The sequence below is a fragment of the Limosilactobacillus sp. DJ3M12 genome, assembly GCF_947381695.1.
In the GTDB taxonomy this organism is placed as follows: domain Bacteria; phylum Bacillota; class Bacilli; order Lactobacillales; family Lactobacillaceae; genus Limosilactobacillus; species Limosilactobacillus kinnaridis.
Map to the genome: position 1 here is coordinate 26,957 of NZ_CANCWY010000016.1, position 17,041 is coordinate 43,997.

Annotated in this window: 17 protein-coding genes; 16 read left to right on the forward strand and 1 reads right to left on the reverse strand. The window is 32.4% G+C overall.

Annotated elements, in window-relative coordinates; genetic code table 11:
- Positions 1 to 2 precede the first annotated feature (2 nt).
- The 10 genes from QOS06_RS08205 (at position 3) to QOS06_RS08250 (ending at position 10,754) form a co-directional block, all read left to right on the forward strand.
- Positions 3 to 716 carry a DUF4422 domain-containing protein gene (locus tag QOS06_RS08205; protein WP_283595768.1) on the forward strand — a complete coding sequence of 238 codons (714 nt, stop codon included), beginning with the start codon at positions 3 to 5 and terminating at the stop codon, positions 714 to 716.
- A gap of 19 nt (positions 717 to 735) precedes the next feature.
- Positions 736 to 2,163 carry a flippase gene (locus QOS06_RS08210; protein ID WP_283595769.1) on the forward strand — a complete coding sequence of 476 codons (1,428 nt, stop codon included), beginning with the start codon at positions 736 to 738 and terminating at the stop codon, positions 2,161 to 2,163.
- Between the two features lie 38 nt (positions 2,164 to 2,201).
- Positions 2,202 to 3,308: a glycosyltransferase gene (locus tag QOS06_RS08215; RefSeq protein WP_283595772.1), complete on the forward strand. Its 1,107-nt coding sequence runs from the start codon at positions 2,202 to 2,204 to the stop codon at positions 3,306 to 3,308.
- Between the two features lie 2 nt (positions 3,309 to 3,310).
- A complete protein-coding gene (gene glf, locus QOS06_RS08220) occupies positions 3,311 to 4,429 on the forward strand; it encodes a UDP-galactopyranose mutase (RefSeq protein WP_283595774.1) in 1,119 nt (372 codons plus the stop codon).
- 396 nt (positions 4,430 to 4,825) lie between these two features.
- The gene (rfbD, locus tag QOS06_RS08225; RefSeq protein ID WP_283595777.1) at positions 4,826 to 5,671 is read left to right on the forward strand and encodes a dTDP-4-dehydrorhamnose reductase; all 846 of its coding nucleotides are present in this window, start codon (positions 4,826 to 4,828) and stop codon (positions 5,669 to 5,671) included.
- Positions 5,672 to 6,126: 455 nt separating this feature from the next.
- Complete coding sequence (locus QOS06_RS08230) at positions 6,127 to 8,130, forward strand: S8 family peptidase (RefSeq protein ID WP_283595779.1); 2,004 nt, start codon at positions 6,127 to 6,129, stop codon at positions 8,128 to 8,130.
- On the forward strand, positions 8,121 to 8,954 hold the full coding sequence (locus QOS06_RS08235) for a toll/interleukin-1 receptor domain-containing protein (protein WP_086118481.1): 834 nt from the start codon (positions 8,121 to 8,123) through the stop codon (positions 8,952 to 8,954). The genes QOS06_RS08230 and QOS06_RS08235 overlap by 10 nt, the downstream gene beginning before the upstream one ends.
- Before the next feature lie 97 nt (positions 8,955 to 9,051).
- Complete coding sequence (locus QOS06_RS08240) at positions 9,052 to 9,744, forward strand: TIR domain-containing protein (RefSeq protein ID WP_086118480.1); 693 nt, start codon at positions 9,052 to 9,054, stop codon at positions 9,742 to 9,744.
- Positions 9,745 to 10,354: 610 nt separating this feature from the next.
- Positions 10,355 to 10,645 (forward strand): type II toxin-antitoxin system Phd/YefM family antitoxin, encoded by a 291-nt coding sequence (locus tag QOS06_RS08245; RefSeq protein WP_098046359.1) that lies wholly within the window; start codon positions 10,355 to 10,357, stop codon positions 10,643 to 10,645.
- Positions 10,629 to 10,754 (forward strand): hypothetical protein, encoded by a 126-nt coding sequence (locus tag QOS06_RS08250; protein WP_263851182.1) that lies wholly within the window; start codon positions 10,629 to 10,631, stop codon positions 10,752 to 10,754. The genes QOS06_RS08245 and QOS06_RS08250 overlap by 17 nt, the downstream gene beginning before the upstream one ends.
- A gap of 62 nt (positions 10,755 to 10,816) precedes the next feature.
- Here the strand turns inward: QOS06_RS08250 and QOS06_RS08255 are convergent, their stop codons facing one another.
- The gene (locus QOS06_RS08255; protein WP_283595786.1) at positions 10,817 to 12,256 is read right to left on the reverse strand and encodes a helix-turn-helix domain-containing protein; all 1,440 of its coding nucleotides are present in this window, start codon (positions 12,254 to 12,256) and stop codon (positions 10,817 to 10,819) included.
- A gap of 143 nt (positions 12,257 to 12,399) precedes the next feature.
- Here QOS06_RS08255 and QOS06_RS08260 point away from each other — a divergent pair, with 143 nt between their 5' ends.
- From QOS06_RS08260 to QOS06_RS08285, 6 genes are all read left to right on the forward strand, one after another.
- On the forward strand, positions 12,400 to 13,341 hold the full coding sequence (locus QOS06_RS08260) for an NmrA family NAD(P)-binding protein (protein WP_152715307.1): 942 nt from the start codon (positions 12,400 to 12,402) through the stop codon (positions 13,339 to 13,341).
- Positions 13,342 to 13,476: 135 nt separating this feature from the next.
- Entirely contained in the window at positions 13,477 to 14,034 is a 558-nt protein-coding gene (locus QOS06_RS08265) for a hypothetical protein (protein ID WP_229280764.1), read from the forward strand.
- A gap of 309 nt (positions 14,035 to 14,343) precedes the next feature.
- A complete protein-coding gene (locus tag QOS06_RS08270) occupies positions 14,344 to 14,679 on the forward strand; it encodes a hypothetical protein (protein ID WP_003672313.1) in 336 nt (111 codons plus the stop codon).
- Between the two features lie 119 nt (positions 14,680 to 14,798).
- On the forward strand, positions 14,799 to 15,446 hold the full coding sequence (locus QOS06_RS08275; protein WP_225431047.1) for a type II toxin-antitoxin system death-on-curing family toxin: 648 nt from the start codon (positions 14,799 to 14,801) through the stop codon (positions 15,444 to 15,446).
- Positions 15,447 to 15,502: 56 nt separating this feature from the next.
- Positions 15,503 to 15,661, forward strand: coding sequence for a hypothetical protein (locus tag QOS06_RS08280; RefSeq protein ID WP_262866210.1), 159 nt, complete (start codon positions 15,503 to 15,505; stop codon positions 15,659 to 15,661).
- A gap of 143 nt (positions 15,662 to 15,804) precedes the next feature.
- Entirely contained in the window at positions 15,805 to 16,692 is an 888-nt protein-coding gene (locus tag QOS06_RS08285) for an LPXTG cell wall anchor domain-containing protein (protein ID WP_283595794.1), read from the forward strand.
- Positions 16,693 to 17,041: the final 349 nt, after the last annotated feature.

Below are 17,041 nucleotides of genomic sequence, written 5' to 3' on the forward strand. Positions count from 1 at the left end.
CTATGAAAATATATGTAATTACACATAAAAAATATAAAAAAATAAAATCAGTATATCCTTACTATCCATTATTAGTTGGAAGTAGTAATGGAAATAAAGGAGAAAATTTTTATCTTAAGGATAATAAAGGTAATAATATTTCAAAAAAAAATAAATCTTATTGTGAACTAACTGGAACGTATTGGATTTGGAAAAATAATTTGGAAAATAATAATGATATAGTTGGAATTGTTCATTATAGACGCTACTTCACAAAATATAAAGGGATTTTTAAGAGATTTGGTATTTTAAATAGTAAAGATTATAGTAAAATCCTTGAAAGATTTGATATGATTTTGCCAATGAAAAATTTAGGTGAATTTAATGGTAAGAAGGCAAAAGAATTCTTTATTGAAAATCATGATGAAGAAGTATGGAATATTACTAAAAAAATAATTTTTAAAGAGTTTAATGATTACTATGACGATTTCTGTTGGTTTGAAAACCAAAAATCTGGTTATTGTTATAATATGCTAGTTACAAAAGAGAATATTTATAGCAGATATTGTAGTTGGATTTTTCCGATATTAAATGAGATAGAAAAAAATATTAATTTAGATGATTATGATGATTATAATCAGAGAATGATTGGCTTTATTGCGGAACGTTTAATGAATGTTTGGGTGCATCATAATAATTTTAAAGTCAAAGAAATACCAGTCTATTTTCAAAAATAGTTTTTAATTAGGTGCTAGTATGAAGGTTATTAAGAATTATTTATATAATGCGGGTTATCAAATTTTATTAATGATTGTTCCTGTAATTACAGTTCCATATGTTTCAAGAGTCTTAGGACCTAAAGCAAGTGGTATTAATTCATATACTAATAGTTGGGTAACTTTTTTTGCAATGTTTGCTCAGTTAGGAATAATACTCTATGGGAATCGTGAAATTGCCTATCATAGAGATAATAGGAAGGAAAGATCTGTATGCTTTTGGGAAATTGAAGCATTACAGTTAATGACAACAACTACTTCACTGATTGTATATCTTTTGTGTGTTTATTTATTCAGTTCAACATTTAAAGAATACTTTATATATCAGTCACTTTGGATTTTAGGGGCAGGAGTTGATATTTCATGGTATTTTATGGGATTGGAAGATTTTAAAAAAACTGTCACAAGGAATTCGGTTGTAAAAATAATTTCTATTATATTAACTTTTATTTTAATAAAGAATAGCCAGCAACTGAGCGATTATATTTTACTTTTAGGATTTGCTCAATTAGTTGGTAATCTAACGTTATGGCCTTATTTAAGAAATTCCATTAGTAAAGTTCCATTATCAAGTTTGAGACCTTTTTCGCATTTTTATCCAGCATTATGGCTATTTATTCCTACAATAACAACACAAGTCTATGTTGTTGTTAATCGATTAATGTTAGGTAAAATGTCAAGCCAAAATTCACTTGGTGAATTTGATTATGCTGATAAGATTGTAAAATTAGTTTTAGCAGTTGTTACTTCTATTGGAACGGTTATGTTACCTCATGTGGCGAATAGTTTTGCTAATGGAAACAAAGAGGCAGTCAGGAATGGACTTTATAAGTCTTTTGAATTTGTTACTTCTGTTTCTATTCCATTAATGTTTGGGATCATGGCTATTTCAAAAAAATTTGCTCCCTGGTTTTTAGGAAATGCTTATAAGGAAACAGGGAATATTATGATCTTCGAAAGCTTTATTATAGTTTTTATTGCATGGAGTAGTGTAACGGGAACGCAATATTTAATTCCTGTGAAAAGAGTTCATGAATATACTATATCTGTTACAGTAGGAGCTCTTATTAATATCTTACTGAATTTTGTTCTAATAAAATTTTATGGTGCGATAGGAGCAGCGATAACAACGTCTATTTCTGAACTTATTGTTGCAATGGTTCAACTATTTTATGTAAAAAAAGATATAAAATTGACAGTACTATTCAAGTCAACATGGAAATATATAATTAGTGGTTTAGTATTGTTTATTATTGTTCGAGTGATATGTAACCATATTAGGATGACCATAATATCACTATGTTTTGAAGTATTAATTGGTATTATTGTTTATTTGCTAGGTTTAATAATGTTGAAGGCACCTATATTAGTTGAGTTAAGAAAAATATTAACTCTAAAAAATAATTGAAGTTATTTCAATTTAAATTAGAACATTGAGTGAAAATTATGAAAAAAATTTTATTTATAAGTACAGTAGATTTCAGTAAAAATGGTATTACGACATTTATTATGAATAATGCTAGTCAAATGTCGAGAGACAATATAAAAGTTGGAATTGTTTCACCTAATAAAATAGATTTAGAGACAAGAAAAATATTAAATGAAAATAAAATCAGTATATATGAATTACCTTATAGAAAAAACAATCCGTTCAAATACCTATTTAACCTAATAAAAGTAATAAAAACTAATAAGTATAATTTAATTCATGTTAATGGTAATAGTAATACAATGGTTATAGAGTTAATGGCAGCTAAGATTGCTGGATGTAGTTGTAGGGTATCTCATGTACATAATACAAAAACAGATCATGATGTGCTTAATGTTTTTTTAAGACCTGTCTTTAATTATTGTGTAACAGAACGATTAGCATGTAGTTATGAAGCTGGTAAGTGGCTTTATAAAAATAAAAAATACAATGTTATAAATAACGGAATTAATATCAATCAATATTCTCCATCAACTAATAGTAGAGTATTAATTAGGAAAAAATATAACCTAGGAAAGAATGATATCTTAATAGGAAATGTTGGAGGTTTTAACTTTCAAAAAAATCAGTTATTTAGTTTGAGAATATTGAAGAGTTTAAGCAAAGAATATAAACTCATACTTATTGGTGAAGGTGAAAATTTTAAAAATATAAAGAATAAAATTAGGGAAATGGAATTGTCGTCGAGGGTTATTTTAACAGGTAATGTGAATAATGTTTCCGATTATCTATCTGCAATTGACATTTTTATAATGCCTTCAAGATTTGAAGGACTCCCGTTTTCTTTAGTTGAAGCACAAGCTTCTGGTTTACCCTGTATAGTTTCTGATAAGATATCTCGTGCCTCAAATTTAACTGGTAAAGTAATTTATTTACCTATTACGGATGTAAAGATTTGGAAGAAAAAAATAGAAAAAGAAGATATACCAGATTTTAATAAAAGGGAACAAATTGCTTTATCTAATTTCAATTCTATACGAAAAAAAGGATACGATGCTAAAAGTAATTCTATTAAGTTAGAAAAGATTTTTTCTAACTTAATACGAAATAAGGAGTTTAAGTGATAATGAAAAACTATGATTATCTAGTAGTAGGCGCAGGCCTTTTTGGGGCAACTTTTGCCTATGAAGCTGCTAAGCGTGGTAAGCGCGTAAAAGTAATTGAAAAACGCAACCACATTGCTGGTAACATCTATACTAAAGAAGTAGATGGTATTCAGGTTCATCAATATGGTGCGCATATTTTCCATACGTCTAATAAAGAAGTGTGGGATTATGTGAACCAGTTTGCGGAATTTAACCGCTATACGAATAGTCCGGTAGCTAACTACAAAGGACAAATGTATAACCTGCCGTTTAACATGAATACTTTTAGTCAGATGTGGGGTGTACGGACACCAGCGGAAGCAATGGCAAAGATCAATGAACAACGGCAAGAGATGGCAGGTAAAGAACCACAAAACTTAGAAGAACAAGCCATTTCCTTAATCGGTCGCGATATCTATGAAAAACTCATTAAAGGTTATACCGAAAAGCAGTGGGGACAAAAGGCAACTGAATTACCAGCCTTTATTATCCGGCGTCTGCCCGTGCGATTAGTTTATGATAACAACTACTTTAATGATACCTATCAAGGAATTCCAATTGGCGGCTATACTCAGATTGTCGAAAAAATGCTTGAGAGTGATTTGATTGATGTTGAAACTGGAGTAGACTTCTTTGATAAGAAGGATGAATACCTTAAAGATTATCCAAAGATTGTTTTTACCGGGATGATTGATCAATTCTTTGATTATCAGTTAGGTGAATTGCAATACCGTAGTTTACGCTTTGAAACTGAAGAAAAGAACGTAGGCAACTATCAAGGTAACGCAGTAATTAATTATACTGATGCTGAAACACCATATACCCGAATCATTGAACATAAGCATTTTGAATTCGGTAAAGGTGATAAGGATAAAACAGTGATTACTCGTGAATATCCGGCTGATTGGCATCGGGGTGATGAACCATATTACCCAATTAATAATCAACGGAATAACGAACTTTATAAGCAATATGCAAAGTTAGCGAGCGAAGAGGCTAATAATGTGATTTTCGGTGGTCGTTTAGGTCAATATCGTTACTACAACATGGATCAAGTATTACACGCAGCATTGACGGCTGTTAAAGAAGAATTTAAATAAATCAAAAGGGTATCGGCTTTTGTTTACCGGATACCCTTTTTAGTTTGGATGAAATTGATTGAGAATAGTAAGAAAAATCTCACTAACGGTTGAATTTTACTCGATATTTAAGGGAAATTCAAGATCTGCATGGAATTCTGCTTGTCTTTTTGCTACAATAATAAAGCAACATAATTAAACTTCATTGAATTGGTGTCTGTCAAAGGACGCCTTTTTCTTCTTAACACTAATGTTGTAATATGTGTGTCGAACCTGTATTTATTGCAGGTTTTTCTTTTAAACTACTACCAAAATTTTAGAAGATATTTTATACTAATATGGTAGCTAAATAATTGCATTAGGCGATATCTTTTTTCTTAGATGTCGCCTTTTGTTTAGTAATTGGGAGAGGTAAAAATGACAAAAATTTTAATTACAGGTGCTAATGGTCAACTCGGTTCAGAATTACGGAACTTATTAGATGAACGCGGAATTGCATATGACGCCTTTGATTCTAAACAAATGGATATCACAGATCAAGCCGTTGTAAATGAAAAGATTAGTGCGCTTAAGCCAGAAGTGATCTATCATTGTGCCGCTTATACTGCTGTTGATAACGCTGAAGATGTTGCCAAAGACCTCAATTGGCAAGTAAACGCCGATGGTACGCGCAATGTTGCCGAGGCCGCTAAAAGAGTTGGCGCTAAGATGGTTTACATCAGTACCGATTATGTCTTTGATGGGACCAATGAAGGCGAGTATGAAGTTGATGCGCCCACTAATCCACGAAATGAATATGGTAAAGCTAAACTTGCCGGTGAAAAAGCAATCCAAGAAACCTTAGCTGATTACTACATCATTCGGACATCCTGGGTCTTTGGTAAATACGGTAAGAATTTTGTATACACAATGCTTCGTCTTGCCAAAGATCATGATCAGCTCACCGTCGTTAACGATCAATTTGGCCGCCCAACGTGGACTAGAACCCTAGCAGAATTTATGACGTACTTAGTCGATCATGATCAGCCATTCGGTACCTACCAGCTATCTAATGAAAATAGTTGTTCCTGGTACGAATTCGCTACCGAGATCTTAAAGGATAAAGATGTTGAAGTCGCTCCTGTTGATTCTTCAGCATATCCAGCCAAAGCTTACCGTCCTCGCCATTCAGTTATGAGCTTGAAGAAGGCAGAAGATACCGGCTTTGAGATTGTGGATTGGCAGACTGCATTGAGTGAGTTTATGGGGGAGATTGAGGAGTAGAGTGAGAACCGGCTTGGACGCCGGTTTTTTGTGTGGTATACTTTGAACATATGTTCTATATCAGAATATTAGATAATAAAATACATTGAAAGAATACAAGGGAGGCATGAAAAATTTGGTTGTAAAAAAGCAAAAAGTTAAATTTAAGTTTTATAAAGCTACTAATAGAGAGGGTTACCCTGTCAATATAGCAGGATTACTTCACAGAGTAATTTATTTATTGAAAAATAATCAAAAGAAAGTAAAACTATATGGAGTTACCGTAAGGATTGACGTTTGAAAAAATAATCTTAGGTGATTAAACCTTACATAAATTTCCTAGTTTAGAACAGGTTTATTTTCATATGACGAAATTACGTAATGTTGGTTTAGCAATTGTAAAAGAACAATAGATAATTTAAGAAATTTAGATCTTGATGCAGATGAATATCTTGCAGAGGATATAAATTGTATTTTTGATACCCGAAAATTATTTGATATTTATTCAACGTAACTTTCATAGTCTTTCAATAATTGAGGTAAATAATTCTTTTGGCAAGTGCAATAATGGAAAAGATCTTAAGCAATCAATTAATAATGCGAAAGTAGTACAAAAGATACTCGAAGAAGAGTTCGATGGTAAGATTGATTTTAAGATTTTTAACAATGAATCAGAAATTAATAAACTTGACTTTAAAAGTTATGAAATAGCAAAAACAATGTTTAAAAAGATCATTGTTGATGCCTGGTACGTTGAAAAGTTTGGTGTAGAGGAAGTTGATCAGAAAGATTTTGAGAAAGCTAATACTAAGATCGTGACTCTTTATGATACAGGAATTGATACACAAGAACTTTTGAAAAAAATAGGGATTAGTGTCACTGATGACAGGATTCTTGGTGATGGAAGGACTATCTCACTTAACGAAGAGGAGATCAAGCTATTAGTAAATAAGGCTCCCTATTTAACTGCGATGCAAGCCGATGATTTATCCCATTATTCACCTACGGACTTTGAAGTTAAAGATGTGTCAAAAAAGATGGCTATTCAATTACCATCTAATGAACCCGTAGTAGGAGTAATTGATACGCCATTTGATGAAAATGTCTATTTTTCTGATTGGGTTGAAGCCACTAATATCATTGGTAAAGATATTAGTTTGAGTTCAAAAGATTACGATCATGGAACGGCAATTGACTCAATTATTGTGGATGGACCAAGTCTAAATCCTAACTTAGATGATGGGTGTGGGCGTTTTAGAGTTAAACATTTTGGGATTGCCTCTTCCGGAAGAACTAACTCGTTTAAGATAACAAAGAGAATAGAAGAGATTATAGATAAGAATCCTGAAATTAAAGTGTGGAATCTTTCTTTAGGATCAGAGAATGAAATTAATAAGAATTTTATCTCTGCTGAGGGAGCAGCCCTAGATAGACTTCAAACCGAGCATAATATTATTTTTATTGTCAGTGCAACAAATAAGGGCAGCGATGATAGTGATGAAAAAAAGATTGGAGCGCCAGCTGATTCTATAAATTCATTAGTTGTGGGAGCTGTTGACAAAAATAGGCACCAAGCCTCTTATGCTCGAAAAGGTGGAGTGTTATCTTTCTTTATTAAACCAGATATTAGTTACTTTGGTGGCGATAGAGGGGACTATCTGAAAGTTTATAAATCTGATGGAGAGTATGAAACGAGTGGAACATCGTACTCTGCTGCATGGATAACGCGTAAAATGGCTTATTTGATAGAAGTAATAGGATTAAGTCGAGAAGTAGCTAAAGCATTAATTATCGATTCAGCATATGGTTGGACAAACTTACCCAAGAATCATAATTATATTGGGACTGGAATAGTTCCCAGAGATATTAAAGATATTCTTGAAACGCCAAATGATGAGATACGCTTTATTGTTCAGGGGGTCTCAGATAAATGGGATACATATAATTACAATTTGCCGATTCCAGTAGACAAGGATAATAAATATCCTTTCTTTGCGAGGGGCACATTATGTTACTTTTCTAAGTGCACAAGGGCTCAAGGTGTGGACTATACAAATACCGAGTTAGATTTGTATCTTGGACGTATTAATGATAAGGGTAGAATTGATTCAATTAATGAGAACCATCAATCTGATTTATCTGACAGTCATATCAGAGAAGAAGATGCCCGAAGTAACTTCAGAAAATGGGATACAGTGAAGCATATCAATCAAACGTTAAATCCCTCGGCACGACCTAAAAAGGTTTATAAAAACCCAATGTGGGGTATTAGTGTAAAGTCTAAGGATAGGTTGGGACATAATAATAGGAAGAATATCCCATTTGGTATTGTTGTGACACTTAAAGAAATGAATGGCGAAAATAGAATCGATGACTTTATTCAACAATTGAGCTTACGTGGCTGGATAGTTTCCAAGATTGACATTCAAGAAAGAGTTAATGTTTACAATCAGGCTGAGGAAGAGATTGAGTGGGAATAGGAAAGGAAGAAAAGATTATGTATAAAGGTTATGATTTAACACTATCTGAACAAGACATTTCGAGTCTCTTAGGTGAGAATATTAAATATTATAGTGAATATACAAATAGTATTACGACATTTAGGGAAAATCTTTGTAAAAACATATGTAAAAGGTTTGATTTACGTGATGAAAATGAGGCACTAGATGCAGAATCACTAAAAAATGAATGGTTTCCAAGTGGAAATTATGATCTATTTATTTCTCATTCTCATAAAGATGTAGAGTTAGCAAAAAAACTAGCAAGCTGGTTATATGAACGATTTGAATTAAAAGCATTTATTGACTCTACAGTTTGGGGGTATGTAGATGAATTATTACGACAAATTGATAATAAATATTGTATTCTAGAAAATACCTCTGATGGTATTACTTACAATTATGAAAAAAGAAATTATTCAACAACCCATGTTCATTTACTTTTAGCTTCAGCTTTAAGGGAAATGATAGATAAGTGCGAGTGTTTATTTTTCTTGAATACAACTAATTCAATTAGCCTTAGTGATTCAATTGAAAGTCTTACAACAGAATCACCATGGATTTATGATGAATTACAAAATGTAAGGTTCCTAGAGAGAAAAAAGCCACGTAGAGTCTTTAAAGAGGTTGTAGAAAAGAAGTCTGAATTTCAGAATAAAGATCTTATTGTTAAATATGATGTTAGTGAGGAATTGAAAAAGCTAGAAAAACTAAATAAGAAATCGTTAAATGATTGGCTAAATAAGTATGAACATACAGAAAAAAAGAATAATCCTTTAGATATACTATATACATTAAACATTTAAAACGAGTTTGTTAAAGTTACTAATAATTGAACAAATTTACTCAGTAAGAGAAATAGAATTGTTTAATTATAAATAGTATTAAAAAGTGAGGTTACTTATGGGAAATAAAATCTTTGTATCATATAAATATGCAGATAGCAGTGTAAAACAATTGCAGGGATATAATAGAGGCACTGTCCGAGACTATGTTAGCTATCTGCAAGACCACAAATTTAGTGGAGATGACTTGAATAAGGCAGAAAGCGATAACGAAGATCTAAGCAACTTTAAGGTTGAAACAATACGAAGTAAGCTTAAAGATAAGATATGGGATTCCTCAATTACTATAGTTTTAATCTCTCCTAATATGGTTGATTGGACCAAAGACCAGAAGGAGCAATGGATCCCTTGGGAAATAGCATATTCATTACGGACTCAGACAAGAATTGATATTCGAAGTAAGCCAAATGCTTTGATAGCTTGTGTTTTACCTAATGTAGAAAATGATTATAAGTATTTTGTTGATAATTGGTATTATTATGATGATAATAATAAAAGACAAATAGTAAAAAGTATACGTACTTGGGCTACATTTGATATTTTAGGAAATAATATGTTCAATAAAATTAATCCAGATAAAAGGATGATAAATGGTAAAGAGGTATATTTTGGAAAATCATCGTATGTACTTGTTGTAAAATGGGATGACTTTATTGATGAGACAGATAAGTATTTAAAAGAAGCTCTAGAGTTAAGGAATAGTATTTATGATTATAAAATCTGTAAAAGAATAATAAAGGAAAATGATTAATGCGAACAGAAAATAAAAGATTTCACCTGCAACTAATAGAAGATACGATAATCAGAATGAGTTCGAATTCATTTTTAATAAAGGGATGGTCAGTAACCATACTGAGTGGTTTAATTACTCTTTATATAACGAAAATGAGGGAGAAATGGTCACCTAGGTTACTTCTTTTAGGAATAGTAGTATGTATAATTTTTTGGATTAATGATACATACTATTTATATCAAGAGCATAGATTTAGAAGTTTGTATGAAAAAGTAAGAAAGACTAATAATGAAGCTATTGACTTCAACATGGAACCTCCTACAAAACCTTTTTGCTATTTTCTTAAATGTATGTTTCGCCCAATTTTTTGCTGGTCTTATTTAGTTATCTTAGTACTTTTTTTGTTTTTTATACTTCATGAATTTCATATTATTATTAAATTCTAGACTATTTAATAATGTAAGTCTAAGTCTCAATCAGTATAGTAAATTGGAGACTGCCAAAGCTAGACATATTGATATAGACTGAACTCTTTTAGTATGGCTGAATCGTAACCGCTTACTTTGATTACCTACACTTGTGCACAAATATAATCTTGGCTGATCTAATATAAGCGAGGTGATAAGCTATGATACAAGTAGTTACAATCAAAGACTTTAGAAAATCATTTGAGAAATACGCTGATGATGTGGCAAACTATAATGAAACAATTATTGTTGCACGTCCAGAGCAAAAGAATGTTGTTGTAATATCGGAAAAAGAATATAACTCTTGGCAAGAGACTAATTATCTATTACAAAGTAAAGCAAATAATAATACTTTGGCTCATTCTACTAATCAGTTAAGTGATTCTACTAAATATCATTTTTTAACACCTAAAGAATTTGAGAGGATAGCAGCTGATGACCAATTATGTTGAGCAATTAAAATTGTTTGACTTTCATCAACGTAAATGGCAATTTGTAGAAACAATGCCGGCTGATTTGTTTGAAGAAATCCAGAAAAAGGTTCAATTAGTGATTAAATAAGATTGTAATTCTTGTTATAGCAAAGGCATCCCCGTATTCTTTTAGTGAGGATGCCTTTTAGCTTATCCAACAAGCAAACAGGACAGAAAAACGTAAAGATATTCTCTTGGCGCGTTGTAATTAATTTCGTATTCCTGTTCTAACTTATTTAAGCGGTAATCTAACGTCGAGCGATGAATTTGAAGGTCAAGAGCGGTTTGTTTCTTATTCTCGTGATTTAGAAGGAAGAGTTTCAATGTTTTAAATAGTTCTGAATTTTCTTTTGCTAGTTTCTGTATTTGGGGACTTAGATAACTATTCAAAGACTGATCTTGGCGGATATGATCAAGAAGATCGAGAGCAATGTAATCATGATATTGATTAAACGTGTTTGCTTTCCCCAGTCTTATTGCCTTAACTGCTTGTTGATAGAATTGATTAAACTGGTGCAGATGAGTGAAAGAATTGCTCAGCCCTGCACCAGTTTTATTTCTAATTAAATAAGGGGCTAACTCTTGCATAATCGTTTTGGTGATGAGCGGACTGCTATTTTCCACCATATAAACATTGTAATCATCATAGTGGAAACTAATAAACCTCGTTAGGATCGTTCCTAATGGTTGGATATTAGTTGTTGGAGCCTTTATACATAACACACTTAATGGTTGGATATTAGTTGTTGGAGCCTTTATACATAACACACTTAATGGTCGTTTTAGTTGATGAGGGTCAAATTGGAGACGATTTTTAATTTCACTTACTGAAATGTTTGGCCGCACTAGAATATCACGAAGCAAACCCTCAAGATTGTTTCCTTGTGATTGATAGGGGAAGTTATGCAGCCCGACTGTTGCTGAAATTTTATCAATCACTGATTCGATCGTTGATTTGTCCTTTTCAAAGTTAGAACGATCAACAATAACAATGGCAAGATAGAAGTGATCTGAATTCCGTAAACCGATCTTTTGCAAATAGAAAGGTTGGTTAAAGTCGGCAAATCGATACTCTTTTCCGTTACCTTCTCTTATTGAATGCACTGCTTGCACTAAATGTTCATTTGCGTTATCTGCAACTCTAATATATCCTGCCTTAATGGTCTTTAACCAATCAACTAGGACTGGCTTACCTTTTCCTTCACTATGCCCGAGAAGCTTTAAACTGGAATCAAAAATCAAAAGCGAATTTGTAATCTTTGCTTGAATAACCTGTAAAATTCGTTGAACAGGATGCTTATACGAAAGAGCATCAGCTAACTGATTTTCCCATCCTAAGTAGTCAATAACCTCTCTTTGTAACAAATTTAAAAGCGCCTCTGGAGTCCGGGTAGTGCGGATCCACGATTGTTGCTTATTACTTAACGATTTAGGACTAATTAGGATTTTACTTACCATTTTATTACCCTGATATATCTGAAACGCAGAGCCAGCTAACTTAAAATTTAACTGGCTAATGTCTAATTCTCTTAATGAGTTAGTTAAATAATAATCTTTTGCGACTTTACTCACAATATGTTCTAGCTTCATCTGTTTTCTCCTACATAATGTAGTAATTTTTAGGAAATAATTACTGCTTTATTGACGATGATATATGAATTTCTTTCTATTATACTTTAAAACATAATATGAAATGAATCACAAAGCAATTATTAAGATGGAGGATTAGTAAAATGAAGAAATTAATTGTTACAGGTATAGATGGTAACTTAGGGAGAGTTGCAGCTAAAGAAATTCAAAAATTAGTTCCAGCTGATAGATTAATCTTTTGCAGCTATAACGAGGATGAGCTCAAACCTTATGACAAAGTTGGCATTGAAACTCACAAAACTGATTTTAATCATGCAGAAGGGCTAGGGGATGCGTTTAAGAATGGTGAAAAATTATTATTAATCTCTATGCCGTTCGTTGGTGCTAAACGTCAGGCTGCACATAAGAATGTTGTCGATGCAGCTAAAGAAGCAGGTGTTAAGCAAATTGTTTATACTTCCTTAGTCAATGCTGATGATCCAACAAATCCAAGTGTTGAAAAGAAGGATCATATTTATACGGAAAATTATATTAAGGATAGTGGTCTAGATTACATTTTCTTACGCAACTCGCAATATGCCGAGGCAATGATCACTAACTATTTTACCTACGTTAAGGGCGATGGTATTTTGAAGAACAATCAAGGGGATGGCTTAATGGCCTACATCTCCCGTCAAGATTGTGGTAAAGCGGCGGCTTATGCATTGGCTTCTAATGATTATCACTCTGCAATCTTAAATATTAATGGATCCGAAGCAATGACAATTAGCAAATTCATTGAAATTGGTAATGAAGCTACCGGGAACAATGTTAGTTACCAAGAAATTACTGATGAACAGAACTATGCTATTTTTGATGCGATGGGTGTTCCTCGTACAACTGATGGAAAGTTCAAGAAAGACTCTGAAGCACCATTCTCAAGTGACGGGATGGTAACATTTGGTCAAGCAATCCGTAAAGGAAAGATGAGTTTGAAAACCGATGATTTTGAGAAACTTACTGGTGATCAACCCCTAACCGTTAAATACATGTTTGAACACTCGGACGACTTCCAAATTGGTGCCCGGCACTCACAGGATAAGTAAGTTAAATTAGTAGTCTTGTCAAAAAACTATTATGGCAAGGCTTTTTGATTTTGTAATAAAGAGAAAAGCAAAAGCAAGTCATTTTCTAGTAAGATAGATAATATAGAGAGATTAATTAAAGTGTAGGAGATGACTATGAAAGTAGATAAAGTTTTAAACATTATATTAATATCATTGGGAATAACAGTAGTTGGATTAGTGACATTTGTAGGAATTAGGGCAAATCAAGATCATGCTACGAAACATAATAACTACGCTGAATCATCTAAAGTTAGTAACAAGAGTAGGAGTTCTAAGGACACAACAAAATCGGATGAAGTTACCGGCAATAAACTAACAACTAGTTCAAATACTAGCTATCAATTTTCTGAACAAAAAGATAAATCAAATGCAGGAAAAGTTATAAAGCTCAACAGTGTTGAAGAAGCCGAAGCAACGATTAAGCAACACGAAGCGACTTGTCCATATGGTCATGAACCGTTTTATCCAGGGTTAGTTTATACTGGAACATATACGTGTAAATGCGGATTAAAGATTATCTGGTGGGATAAGGCGATGAAGGAAAGCGTTGATAGAGATATGGCGAAGTATTCACATGACCCTGAGGATTACAGCTATGGCACTAGTGACCCGTGGGATGAATCGGGAACATCGGAACCTCAGGATGGCACAGCTGTAAGTAGTGTTGATTAATCTTTAATAAGTTTCAAACCGAGAAAACTAGAAATGATTTATTTGATCTAGATTTCACAATAAATACTATGGTAAAATTAAATTCGAATATGCGTTCGATGATGAGGTACTATATGTGAATGCTGTTGACACGTTAAACAGAGTCATTCCACTTATCAATCAACTTTATTTGGATTATAATAAATATTATTTTAGTGGAAATCCGAAGATATACAGAATGAATAAGCTATCATATACAGATACATTAAATGCAGGTATGCTTTAAAAGCAGCGAAACTTATTGCTTAAAGAAAAAGGGGCTATTAAATTATGATTCAATTAGTAGAGTTGGTTACCGTTGATAATGAAAATTTAGCCTACCATTATGCTTCAGATGATATTGATGCTGTGTTTAATTACGAGAAGAAGTTTAATGACTTAACTAAGGATATTCCGCTTTCATTCAGTTCTCATATTTTGGCTACGGAAGATTCTACATTTGATTCTTTATGTGAAAAGGATCCGTACTTTAAGCAATTCAGAAATTATTCTGACTTAACGAGTTTCGTTAAGAAAACACAAGAAAAAAGTCAACTTACGGAAAGAACATTACTAACCGATGATGATATAAAGAATTATCATTATCTAGAACATAATTATGAGTGACTGCATTTATATTATTTAAAATGATAGCTCTAAGAGATATTTGCACGTTAATGTAGAGCCAATTCTTCTCATGTAAAGATAAAAATATAATATTTATTTATGGTATACGGTGATTTGTGATGAGCAATAAAATGTATGGATATTTGGTTGTGACAAATATTTGTAGAAGACAAATTTATGAATATAAAAAGATATTTTCAAAATCTATAAATTTAAATCAAATAGATAGAAAAAGGTGGAAGCTTAGGTTCAGGAAAAGTAAAAATGGTCTTTATAAGCTTTCATTTTATTTTGATAATAATCTTGAAGGGTATTGGATAGTAATTCCTGCTGAACAACCTTCATTAGATTTAGAAAAGCTTGCTGATCTAAATGAAAAATCTGAAACTCTTTTGAAAGAGGAATGGTTTTATGGGATTAAAGATGAAGCTGGTTTAAAAGGAATGCTTGGACAAGTGGATAATGGTTTCTTTGGATATACACCTTATCCCACAATATTGCATAAAGCTACATATTTTTGGTATACAATTTCAACTAAGCAAATGTTTAATAATGGCAATAAGAGAACAGCACTATTAACATCATTATTGTATTTAAAAATTAACGGTTTTTCTTTTGACATTTTGGATGAAGTTAAGTTATATAATATTTCGATTCAAGTAGCCAATAAACAATTCTCCTATAATCAGCTTTATCAATATATTCTTAGACATAGTTACATTGATTTTGAATTTTCTAAAAGAATTCTTTCAGATAAAAAAGCTTGATGATAAACTATACATATAGTATTATATTTATTATTAGTTAGGAAGGAGCTGAGACAATGAGTAACAATTTGAAAGGTCAGTTTGTTAAGGTTCCAGCGGTAAAAATCAATGAACTTGTGAATAATGTTGTTAATGTTGACCCTAAAAAAGCTATGAATGAACTACTTGAAGATCCTAAACTGGTTAAGACATTAAAGAAATTATCATTGGTTTAAAATAAAAGATCAATCTGGTATTACTGATAGTAGTAACTATATATGACTCTATAATGAGATTTTCGTTAAGAAGCACTGACGAGAAATTGAATACTTTTCATAAAACAGCTTATGCCTTAATTTTGGCGTAGGCTGTTTTATATTTGGTTACTAAAATAAAACCCTCCCACCTATCGATTTCGCGTTATAATGATGATTTGAAAGCTGAACAGGCCAAATTAGCTACTGCTCAAAAGACTTTGGACGATGCTAATACTGCTTTAGCTAAGGCTAATGATAAATTAAATGCTAAAAAACAGATTGTTGGCAATGCACAGACTATGCTTAAGGCTGATAATGATAAGTTAGGTCAATTGCAAACTACGCTTAGTGATTTACAAAATGCTCCAGAAAAACTTGCTACAGCTAAACAAGCCGTTGTCGATGCACAAGCAAAGCTAACTACTGCGCAAAATGAATTAACTACTGCTACTAATGAGCTTAATGAATTGAAGCAAGCTGCCATTACTGCTCAAGCAAATGTTGATGAAGCTAATCAAAAGCTTGCCATTGCTACTAAGAACCAGCAAAAGGCTCAACAAGCACTTACCCAAGCTAAGGATGAATTAGCAGCCTTACAGCAAAAAGAAGCATTAGCTAAACAAGTTGCTGAACAACAAGCTAAGTTAGCTGCTCAAAATAAGGCTAAGGGCAACGGCTACCATGTTGCGAATAACCAAGTCGTTGATTCTCAAGGTAATGCTGTTCAGGATTGGGCTGTTAAGAATGGTCAAATGCTTGATCCTAACGGTGCTGTGATTGAACAGGCTACTCCAAAGACGGTAAACGTTGCTGTAAATGGTACCAAGGGCGAAACTGCTAGTAACGCTGTGGTTCTCAAGACAGGATCACGTTCTGCTGTACAAACTCAAGTAGCAAATGAGAATGCTCAATTACCACAAACTGGTAATGCTGATTCTGTTCTTGCACTCGCTTTTGGTAGTTTATTAGCAATGTTTGGAATTGGTGCTCTTCGGAAGCGGGAGTATTAGTCTGATGAAAAAATAGAATAATATTATTAAGCAGTTTTTGCTTAAATCTCTTTGAAGTGCGTTACTAGAGTTGAAAATCAACTTGGGGGATGCACTTCATTTTTATATGATATTGTTTCTGTTTTTTATGGCGCAAATTATTGAATTAAAACAAGTAAGATCATCTAGCCACCATTTCTAGAATTTGGTACAATAGAATGGCTTTAAAACTTAATGGTCAATCGACGCAAAGTATTACGCTGATTGACCATTCTTTATGGTATGAAATTATTACCTAAATTTCAAGAATAAGTTAGCCACTGGACTCAAATAAATAATACTGACCAATTGATTATTGGTTGATGGAGCT